The sequence below is a fragment of the Halochromatium sp. genome, assembly GCF_054919635.1.
In genome coordinates this window covers 1-6651 of the sequence record NZ_JBUDPI010000216.1, presented here as the reverse complement: position 1 = coordinate 6651, position 6651 = coordinate 1, and the positions used below count along the sequence as shown (strand labels likewise).

Annotated in this window: 3 protein-coding genes; 1 reads left to right on the top strand and 2 read right to left on the bottom strand. The window is 66.0% G+C overall.

The window, feature by feature from the left end; translation table 11 throughout:
• Positions 1-3062: cation-translocating P-type ATPase (locus ACY693_RS12900; protein ID WP_462322234.1), on the bottom strand; the 3062-nt coding region annotated here is incomplete at its 3' end.
• A gap of 142 nt (positions 3063-3204) precedes the next feature.
• Complete coding sequence (locus tag ACY693_RS12895; RefSeq protein WP_462322233.1) at positions 3205-6039, bottom strand: AMP-binding protein; 2835 nt, start codon at positions 6037-6039, stop codon at positions 3205-3207.
• A 411-nt stretch (positions 6040-6450) separates the two neighbouring features.
• On the opposite strand from ACY693_RS12895, the gene ACY693_RS12890 reads away from it, so the two are divergent.
• A partial coding sequence (locus tag ACY693_RS12890; RefSeq protein ID WP_462322232.1) for a DUF4258 domain-containing protein occupies positions 6451-6651 on the top strand: 201 nt, incomplete at its 3' end.

The following is a 6651-nucleotide window of genomic DNA, read 5'->3' as shown; positions in this document are numbered from 1 at the left end:
GGGATCTGGATCGAGAGGATGGCCGCCAGCGGCGCGATGTAGGTCGCGGCGATCAGCAGCGCGACGCCGATGGCGATCGCGATCCAGACATAGCGATTGCGTGTGACCTCGTTGAGTAGCAGCGGCGACTCGGTGCCGCGCATGTTCAGCACATGCCAAAGCCGGGCGAAGCCGAAGGTCAAGAAGCCGATGGTCACCGCATGGGCGGTATCGAGCTGCATCGGCCCGAGCGCGATGGCGAAGGCGATCAGCACCGTCGCTGCGATCAGCGCGCCATAGCCGCCAACAGCGCCCCAATGGCGCCGCATTAGGATCGGCTCGTTGGGATCGCGTGGTGGCTGCCGCATCACGCCGCGCTCGCCCGGACTGAGGCCGAGCGCGAGGGCGGGCATCACATCGGAGACGAAGTTGATGTCCAGGATCTGCAGCGGCAGCAGGGGGAGGGGCGCGGCCCCCCGCGCCGCTGCCGATCCCGCCATGATCTCGGCCAGATTGCCGGAGAGTAGGTAGACGATGAAGCGGCGGATGTTAGTGAAGATGGTCCGGCCGTGCTCGATGGCTGCGACCAGGGTCGCGAAGGCATCGTCCTTGAGCACCATGTCTGAGGCCTCGCGCGCGACCTCGGTGCCACGCTGACCCATGGCGATACCGATGTCGGCCTTCTTCAGCGCCGGGGCGTCGTTGACCCCATCACCGGTCATGCCAACGATCCAGCCGGCCTCCTGATAGAGGTCGATGAGCTGCAGCTTTTCCTCGGGGCTGATGCGCGCGAACACCGAGCGCTCGAGCAGCTCACGGCGCTCGTCGGGATCGAGCTGCTCGAGCTTGTCCAGCCGCGCGCCTTCGATCGCTGGCTCGTCGCTGCCGGCGATGCCGATCTCGGCGGCGATGGCCTGCGCGGTTGCGGCATGGTCGCCGGTGCCCATCACGATCCGAATGCCGGCCTGTTGGCAGGCCGCGATCACGTCCTGGATGCCCTGGCGGGGTGGGTCGTAGAGGCCAGCGAGGCCGAGCAGCGTCAGCCGTTGATAGGGGTCTTCGTCTTCATGCTCGGCTTGGCGTTGTGCCAGCGCGAGCACGCGCAGTCCGTCGGCGGCGAGTGCCTCGCTGCGCTGCTGCCATTGCTCGCGCGCCTCATCGTCAAGCCCGGTCTCGCCGTCTGCGGTCAGGACCTGGTCGCAGACATCGAGCACCGATTCCGGCGCGCCCTTGACCGCGATGCGGAAGCCGTCATCGCTTCGGTGCACGGTCGCCATCATCTTCAGGTCGGAATCGAAGCTGATCTCGCGCTGCTCGGGCCACCGCTCGAGCAGTTCGGGGCGATGCAGGCCGGCGAGTGCTGCGGCTTCCAGCAGGGAGACCTCGGTGGGGTCGCCAGTGGCGTTGGAAACGGCATCGGTGTCGGCGTTGTCGTTGGAGTCCGAGTCGGAATCGTCTTTGGCGTTGCCGCCAGCATCGGCCTTGGTATTTGCGTTGGCGTTAGTCTTGGAATCGTCGCTAGCCTCGGCTATCGCATTCCCGCCAGCGGATGCATTGGCGTCGCCGCCAGCGTCTGCGAGCGCATCGGAATCGTCAGCTATTGCTTGGCTTCCGAGCTCGGCGTTGTTGCAAAGGGCGCCGGTCTCGAGTGCAGCGCGAGCGGCCGGCTCATAGGCCAGATCTAGCGGCTCGCCGTCGAGCGTGATCCGGGCGTCGGCTCTGGCTTCGCCGTTGTCACTGTCAGGGTTACGTTCAGGATCAATGTCTCTGTCTTCACGATGGCTCGCTCTGCCTCCACGATGGCGCTCGTCTCGACGGCCGCCTTCGTCGTGACGGCTGTTTTCGTCTTGACTGCGGCCTTCGGTCGCTTGTCTCGTCGTCTGGCCTGGGCGCTCGAAGCGCAGGGTGCCTTGCTCGAGGGCGAGCTGTGCCAGCACCATCCGGTTCTCGGTGAGGGTGCCGGTCTTGTCGGTGAAGATCAGGCTCGCGGCACCGAGCGTCTCCACCGCCGAGAGCCGTTTCACCACCGCGTTGCGACGCGCCATCTGGCGCATGCCCTGAGCCAGGGCCAGGGTCGCGACCACGGGTAGTCCCTCGGGCACCGCCGCGATCGCCAGCGCGATGGCGGTCTCCAGCATCACGAACAGATCCTTGCCTGCGACCAGTCCCGCCCCAGCGACCACCACCGCAATCGCCAGCGTCAGCCAGATCAGGCGCCGGCCGAGGCGATCAAGGCGTTTTTCCAGCGGGGTCGTCGACTGCTCGGCCTGCGCGACCAGATCCGAGATGTGGCCGAGCTCGGTCTCCATGCCGGTGGCGACGACTACCCCGCTGCCCGAGCCCTGGGTCACCGCGGTGCCCTTGTAGGCCATGTTGTAGCGCTCGCCGAGCGGCAGCGCTTTGCCGGTCTCTTTCGTCTTCGCCGCTTCCTTGTCCTGCGGCGCTTCTTCCGATGCGGACTCAATCGCCTCGATCCGCTTGTCGACCGGCACCGACTCGCCGGTCAGCGCGGCCTCATCGCATTGCAGCCGATTCGCCTCGAGCAGGCGCAGATCGGCCGGTACCAGGTCGCCAGCATCGAGCAGCACGATGTCGCCGGGCACCAGCTCATCGGCCGGGATCTCGCGGCTGTGGCCCTCACGCAGTACCCGCGCCTGGGTCTTGCCCATGCGCTGCAGGGCTTCCATGGCGCGGGTCGCGCGTAGCTCCATCGCGAAGCCGATGAGGGTATTGACCAGGATCGCGGCACCGATCGCAATGGCCTCGATGACCTGGCCGAACAGCAGGGCGGCGCCAGAGGCCGCCAGCAACAGCAGCACGACGATGCTGGCGAGCTGGTCGATCAGGATGCGCCAGCCCGGGCGCGAGCGCGTCTGGCGCAGCGCATTGCGGCCATACTGCTCGCGTCGCTCATGAACCTCAGCCTCGGAGAGGCCGTTGTCGGTATCGCCGTCGAACTGCTCGAGTGCTGTCTCCGGCGGCTTTTGGTAGAGATTGGTCATCGGGGTCGAGGTGGTGCTCTCTCGGTTCTGGTTTGGGGCCGGCATAATCGGATCGCTCGGATCAAGCAGTTTGTATGCCATCAGGCACACTGACCCTTAGGTCTCTTGGGGCAGGGATCGGGCGCGCGCTTCTTAGTCGTTGACCCTGGTCTTTGTCCAACGCTCAGCCAACCGCGGAAGCTGAGACTGCGCCGAACGGCGACCGTCCTTGCGATTGCTGGGGTTAGGCCTCGTCGGAGTTGGCGCCTAGGCCGCGGACGCGCTCCTGAAGCGCATTGGCGATGCGCTCGGCATCGTCGTCTCCCTGGCCTTCTCGCGCGAGCGTCTCGGCGTCGACTGGGGCGCCGACCCGCAGCTCGACCGGATGTAGCCGGAGCCGCAGTGAGCGGGGCGGCAGCGCCTCACGGGTGCCACTGAGATGCACGGGCAGGATCGGCACCTTTCTGGCCAGGGCCAGCGAGCCAACACCGGAGCGAAACGGCTGCAGCTCCCCGTTCGGTGAGCGCTGGCCCTCGGGGAACCAGATCAGCATGCAGCCCTGCTCGAGTGCGGCGGCGCCGAGCGCGAGACTGGTCAGCGGATTTGCGCCGGGGTCGACCGGCAGCACACGCATGATACGGCTCAGCAGCCGCATCCAGGGTCGCCTGAACAGCAGGCCGCTAGCGCCACCCCAGCAGGTCGTGCGGCGGCGTGAGCCACTGAGCACGGCCAGGATCGCGCCCGGGTCGACGGCGCTGAGATGGTTCGGGGTCAGCAGGCAGGGGCCTGTCGCTGGGATCTGCTCGACACCCTGGGCACGCAGCCGCAACGGCCCGCGCAGGAGCCAGCCCACCATCCCATGCAGCAGCGTCGCGAGCCAGCGTAACGCCGTCGGCGGTGGCGATAAGCGCCGTCGCTGGGTTTCGTCGAGCTGAGCGGCAGGGTCCTGCAGCCGTTCGACCAGATTGGCGCCGGAGACCCGCGTCTGCTCGGCCTCGACCGCCTCCTGCAGCAGGTCGCGCACGCGCTCGATGCGACCGATGGCCTCCTCATCGAGCGCTAGTCCGGCCTGCTGCTGTAGGTCCAAGGTCAGATCCACCCATTCCAGCGAGTCCACGCCGAGGTCGAGGCTGAGATCGGTATCCGGAGTGATCGGACGGTCCGAGAAACGCTCCCCAAGCCAGCGCCAGACGCGATCGGCAGCTGGGTCCTCGAGCAACTGCCGGTCCTCCGGCGCAAGCTCGTCAAAGGGCGCCAGCCCCGGCTCAGGCGCCGTCTCAGCACCTTCGGAGAGTGCCTTGAAACGCTCGGCGAGACGCGGGCGACGCAGCTTGCCGAGTCGGGTGCGTGGCAGTGGCGAGCGGTCGAGCCGCAGGCTGTCGATCTGCTGAGTAGTCGCTAGATCACGCGATGCAGCGGCGATCTCGTCGCTGATCTGCTGTCGCAGACGGTCTTGATCCTGATCGCGAGTGGCCTCGGCTTCCGGGACGATGACCGCCGCGAGCCGACCTTCGTGGCCGAGCACCCCGACCTCGCGTACCGACGGGCAGTGCTCGAGACGGGCCTCGATGCGCTCGGGGTCGATGTTCTCGCCGCCGGCGAGCACGATCCGGGCCGATGCGCGGCCGCTGATATGGAGCCAGCCCTGCGCATCGAGATGGCCCAGGTCACCGGTGCGCAGCCAACCGTCGTCGCTGAAGACCTCGGTGGTCTTCTCGGGGAGATCGAGATAGCCGCTGAAGATATTTGGCCCCTTGGCTTGGATCTCACCTTGAGTATGGATCTCGCTTTGAGCCTGACCGATTCGCAGTTCAACACCAGGCAAAGCGCGTCCAGCGCTGTCGAAGCGCCGGGCGGGTGGGGCCAGGAAGGTCAGGATCGGTGAGGTCTCGGTGAGGCCGTAGCCGGTCGCGATCTGCCAGCCGAGCGCGTCGAGCCGCTCGGCGACCTCGGGATCTAAGGCGGCACCGCCGGCGGTGAGTAATCTCAGCTGCGGCGCCACCCGACGACGCAGCGGTGCCAGCAACGCTGCGCCGAGACCGATGCCGGTCCGCCGCCGCAGGACGACCAACGCGCTCAGCAGGCCCGAAAAGGCGTTGCTTGCCAGGCGCCCAGCCCCAGCAACGCGCCGATCGATGGCATCCAGCAGCGCCGAGTAGAGCCGCGGGATGCCGAGCATTGTCGTGGCCTCGCCTTCCTTCAGTGCGCGCACCAGCTGCGGGCCGGTCAGCGAGTAGGGCAGGATGATCCTGATCCCGAGTGCCAGTGGCGCCAGCATCCCGAGCGAGAACGGGTAGACGTGGTGAAGAGGCAGCGGCAGCAGCAGGCGATCATTGGGATTGACGATGTCCTGGCTCAGGATCGCCTTGAGGTTCGACAGCAGGTTGTCATGGGTCAGCGGGACGCCCTTGGGCGGCCCGGAGGTGCCGGACGTGTAGAACAGCACCGCTTCGGCGGACGGGTCCGGATGCTCGCCGGCGTCGGATGCGGTGTCAGGCGCCTCATTAGGCGTCTTCTGTAGCAATCTGGCGATTGAATGGGCGCCAGCGGGTCGGGCATCGGCATCGGCGTTGGCGTCGTCGCTGGTATCTGCGCCCTGATTGCGCTCATCAGCGCGATCGGTGCCGTCAGTGTCGTTACCCTCATTACGCTCATCGCGATCGAGCAGGACGAGCGTTGGCTGCGTCTCGGCGGCCTGCTGGAGCTTGTTCGCCAGCCGCGCGGTGGTAAAGGCCCAGCGCGCGCCGCTGTTGGCGGCGATATGAGCCAGGTCGCGCTCGCCGAGCTGGCTATCGACCGGCACTGGAATGGCCCCGGCGCTGATGATGGCGAGGCAGGCGATGATCCACTGTGGCGAGTTCGGCGCATAGAGCAGGACACGGCTACCGGCCTCGAGCCCTTCAGAGCGGAGCCCGGCGGCCAGGCGCTCCGCCTGTTCGGCCAGTGATGCGGCACTCCAGTCGCGACGCTGCTCGCGCTCGAGCTCGATGAGCGCGATCGCATCGCCACACTCGCGCAGCAGTGAGATGAATTTATCCAGTGTTCGAAGCTCACTGACTGTTCGTCGCTCGCTGCTCACTTGAACGACCTCCGTCTGTTCGCAAGGGATCTCGGATCGGTTCAACTGGTAAGCAATATCGCAGCCAAGCTCAGCTCGATCTGCGTTGCGCCGATGGCGGCAAGCGTTGCCGTGCTCGAACGGTATCCAACCGGCGCCTCAGGCGAACGCTGCGAATCGCTGATCGACGTACCCGCGAGTAAACTGCGCTAGGGTCGATCAGAGCTAGCTGCACTCGTTCGAAATGCACAGGCCGTGGGGGAGATCACCCGCTGCGGAGGCGGATTTGATCGGGAACGGCAAACAGCGGCGTCGGCTGTCTAAGGGTTGGCTGCCAAAAATTCGTCGCTCGATAGGCTGTTGTCTTGTTCTGTTTTTCGGCACACTACAGCGGTCGCACGAGGAGCCTGCTTGCCGAGGAGCCTGCTTGCAATGAGTGAATGTTTTGAAAGCCATCGGTTCAGCCGGAAAGTATGGCTGACTAATCATGCTATTGAATCGATGGCCAAACGTTCTATAACGCTCGCAGAGGTCAAAAAACTCATTGAGGAAGGAGAGTATCGAGCCAAGACTCCATCCGATGGCTGGCTCTTCCGTCACTGCGAATCGCGTTCCGATAATCTCGTTTGTGCA